The sequence below is a fragment of the Roseateles sp. P5_E11 genome (genome assembly GCF_054049355.1).
Map to the genome: position 1 here is coordinate 1 of NZ_JBFUMO010000582.1, position 3592 is coordinate 3592.

Annotated in this window: 2 protein-coding genes; both read right to left on the reverse strand. The window is 66.3% G+C overall.

The features are described from left to right. Window positions 1-359, reverse strand: a 359-nt coding sequence (gene rbfA, locus ACXJKR_RS27335; RefSeq protein ID WP_457325506.1) for a 30S ribosome-binding factor RbfA, incomplete at its 3' end; no start/stop codon positions are given. A gap of 101 nt (window positions 360-460) precedes the next feature. Then, complete coding sequence (gene infB, locus ACXJKR_RS27340) at window positions 461-3463, reverse strand: translation initiation factor IF-2 (protein WP_056196705.1); 3003 nt, start codon at window positions 3461-3463, stop codon at window positions 461-463. Window positions 3464-3592 lie beyond the last annotated feature (129 nt).

The following is a 3592-nucleotide window of genomic DNA, read 5'->3' on the forward strand; positions in this document are numbered from 1 at the left end:
TCCAAAGCGCGAGTCGCATTGGCCTTGTTGATCAGGGCACTCATCTCGGCCGCACGCTCGATGGTGCGGTCGAACTGAAAGTGCAGCGTCGGCACCGTGTGGATCTGCAGGCGCTTGAACAGGCCGTTGCGCAGGAAACCCGCGGCCTCGTTCAGCGCTTCCTGCGTTTCCTTCGGGTCACCGACCAGTACCGAGAAGAACACCTTGGCATGGGCGTAGTCGGGCGTGACCTCGATCGCATTGATCGTCGCCATGCCGATGCGCGGATCCTTGAGCTCGCGGATCAGCTCCGCCAGATCACGCTGGATCTGGTCGGCGACTCGGAAAGCTCGGTTGGGGATGGCGCGTTTGTGTCTCATGGCAGGTTTCCTGATCAGGCTGTTTGCGCGGTTCACGCGCGGACAGCCAACAAAGAACAAACCCCGCCCCGAGGGGCGGGGTTAACCCTCGGGATTGGAGGTCAGAGCGTGCGGGCCACTTCCTTGATCTCGAAGAATTCGAGCTGATCACCTTCCTTGATGTCGCTGTAGTTCTTGAGCTTGATACCGCACTCGAAGCCTTCCTTGACTTCGCGGACGTCGTCCTTCTCGCGGCGCACCGAGTCCACCTCGCCCGTGTAGACGACGGTGTTCTCGCGCAGCAGTCGGAAGCGAGCGCCACGGCGAACCAAACCGCTGGTGACCATGGAGCCGGCCACCGTGCCGATCTTGGAAGCGACGAACACGACGCGGATTTCGGCCGTACCCAGCGCTTCCTCGCGCTGCTCGGGCGCCAGCATGCCGGACATCGCCTTGGTCACGTCATCCACAGCGTCGTAAATGATGCTGTAGTAACGCAGATCGACCGCGTTGCCTTCGGCCAGCTTGCGCGCACCGGCATCGGCCCGCACATTGAAGCCGATGATGACGGCCTTGGAGGCGATGGCGAGGTTGATGTCGCTCTCGCTGATGCCACCAACCGCCGCGTGGACGATCTGCACCTTGACCTCGGCGTTGCTGAGCTTGAGCAGCGAAGCGGCCAGCGCTTCCTGCGAGCCCTGCACGTCGCTCTTGATGATCAGCGGCAGCGTCTGCACGTCGCCGGCGCCCATCTCGCTGAACATGTTCTCCAGCTTGGCGGCCTGCTGCTTGGCCAGCTTCACGTCGCGGTACTTGCCCGAACGGAAGGTCGCGACCTCTCGGGCACGGCGTTCGTCGCCCAGCACCATGAACTCATCGCCAGCTTGCGGCACTTCGGTCAGGCCCTGGATTTCGACCGGGATGGACGGGCCAGCCTCGGTACAGGCCTTGCCGTCTTCGTCCAGCATGGCGCGCACACGGCCGAACGTGGAGCCAGCCAGCACGACGTCGCCGCGCTTGAGCGTGCCGCTCTGCACCAGCACCGTCGCAACCGGGCCGCGGCCCTTGTCCAGCTTGGCTTCGATGACCAGGCCCTTGGCCATCGAGGCCACCGGCGCCTTCAGCTCCAGCACTTCGGCCTGCAGCAGCACTTGCTCCAGCAGGTCGTCAATGCCCTGGCCGGTCTTGGACGACACGCCGATGAAGGGCGACTCACCACCGAATTCTTCCGGCACGACCTGTTCGGCCACGAGCTCGCTCTTCACGCGCTCGACGTTGGCGTCGGGCTTGTCGATCTTGGTCATCGCGACCACGATCGGCACGCCAGCCGCCTTCGCGTGGTGGATGGCTTCCTTGGTCTGGGGCATGACGCCGTCGTCGGCCGCGCAAACGAGGATGACGATGTCGGTTGCCTTGGCACCGCGGGCACGCATCGCCGTGAAGGCCGCGTGACCCGGGGTGTCCAGGAAGGTGATCATGCCGCGCGGCGTATCGACGTGATAAGCACCGATGTGCTGCGTGATGCCACCAGCCTCGCCTGCGGCGACGCGGGCACGGCGGATGTAGTCCAGCAGCGAGGTCTTGCCGTGGTCGACGTGGCCCATGACGGTGACGACCGGGGCGCGCGACAGCGACTCGTGCTCCTGCTCGGCGGTGCCCTCTTCTTCCAGGAAGGCGTCCGGATCGTCCAGCTTGGCGGGGAAGGCCTTGTGACCCATTTCCTCGACCAGGATCATGGCCGTCTCTTGGTCCAGCTGCTGGTTGATGGTGACCATCTGGCCCAGCTTCATCAATTGCTTGATGACCTCGGCGGCCTTGACCGACATCTTGTGGGCGAGGTCGGCCACCGAGATCGTCTCGGGGACGTGCACCTCTTGGATCTGCATCTCTGCAGGTGCCTGGAAGTTGCCTTGGCCATTGCCACCACGGTCATTGCCGCCACGACGGCCACCGGCACCACCGCGCGCCGGAGCACGCCAGTTGCCGCCGCCACCCGGGCGATTCGCGCCGGCGGGACCGGCACCGATGGTCTTGAGGCCGCGCTTCTTGGCGGCGTCATCGGCCCAACTGGACGACAGCTTCTCGGACTTGACCGACTTCTTGTCGCCCGGCTTGCCGGCGCCTGCGCCCGCTGCAGCAGGTGCTGCGCCTGGCGTGCCGGCCTTCTTGTGGATGGTGCCCTTGATGCCCGCGGCGGCTTCGGCCGGCTTGGGCTCTTCGGGCTTCTTCGCGACCAGCACCTTTTTGGGTGCATTCATCATCGCGCGGATCTTGGCGGCCTCGTCCTCGGCGGCCTTGCGGCGGCGGGCCAGGTCGTCCTGCTTCTGCTTCTCTTCRGCAGCGGCATCGACGGCCTTGACGACGCGCAGCGCCGGCTTGGCCACTTCGGGCGCGGGCGGTGGCGGGGCGACGACTTCAGGCGCAGGTGCGGGCGGCGGCGGCGCAACGACTTCAGGCTCGGGCGCAGGCGCGGCGGCCTTGGCACCGCGCTTGGAGGCGGCCTTGTTGATCGCGGCAGCTTCGGCGGCGGCAGCAGCGGCATTGCGCTGGCGGGCCTCGGCCTGCTCGACGGGCGTGACCTCCGGCTTGGCGGCGGCAGCTGCAGCGGCAGCTTCGGCAGCGGCCTTGGCGGCGGCTTCGGCGGCAGCCTGCTCCTCGGCGCGGCGCGCCTCGGCAGCTTCACGCGCGGCGCGCTCGGCGTCCTCGCGAGCCTTCACCTTGGCGGCGAGTTCCTCTTCCTGGGCACGCAGCGCGGTGGCTTGGGCCTGGGCTTCTTCCTCGCGGCGCACCAGTTCGGCGTCGTCGGGGCCGGCAGCGACCTCGTCGTCACGCTTGACGAAGGTGCGGGTCTTCTTGACCTGGACCTGGATCGTGCGGGCCTTGCCACTGGCATCGGCTTGCTTGATCTCGGTGGTCGACTTCTTGACGAGCGTGATCTTCTTGCGATCCGCACCGGCAGTGCCGTGGGAAGAGCGCAGGTGGTCGAGCAGGCGTTCCTTGTCGTTCTCGCTCAGCGAGTCGTCGACGGAAGACTTCTTGACGCCCGCGGCATGCAGCTGCTCCAGCAGCGTGCCCGCCGGCTTGCTCAGCTCGGCGGCGAATTGGGCGACGGTAGTCACGGCCATGTGGGGATCCTTCAAATTACTTTCGGTGCGGCGCGGCGTGTGTTGATCAGGCGTTGAACCAGTGTTCGCGGGCCTTCATGATCAGCGCGCGCGCAGCGGCCTCGTCTTGGCTGGTCAGCTCGACCAGTT